The 307-nt window shown below is 59.9% G+C and carries 1 pseudogene; it reads left to right on the top strand.

Annotated elements, in window-relative coordinates:
• Positions 1 to 307 (top strand): annotated as a pseudogene (gene rplB, locus F0L46_RS25730) (50S ribosomal protein L2); the annotation flags it as partial.

Genomic DNA, 307 nt, shown 5'->3' with positions numbered 1-307 from the left:
GAACCGCACCGCCAACATCGCACTGCTGCACTACCGGGACGGCGAAAAGCGTTACATCCTCGCCCCTCGTAACCTCAAGCAGGGCACGTTGCTGGAGTCCGGCGCTACCGCCGACATCAAGATTGGTAACAATCTGCCTCTGCGCAACATGCCAACGGGTACCACTATCCACGCTGTTGAACTGAAGCCAGGCGGCGGTGCCAAGATGGCCCGCTCCGCAGGTTCTTCCGTGCAGCTGCTGGGTAAGGAAGGCAAGTACGCAATCCTGCGTATGCCATCTTCCGAGATCCGTCGCGTGGACATCCGT

The organism is Salinarimonas soli (assembly GCF_008386575.1).
Taxonomy (GTDB): Bacteria; Pseudomonadota; Alphaproteobacteria; order Rhizobiales; family Beijerinckiaceae; genus Salinarimonas_A; species Salinarimonas_A soli.
Note: the sequence above shows the minus strand (reverse complement) of the source record. Positions and strands in the feature narration are given on the sequence as shown.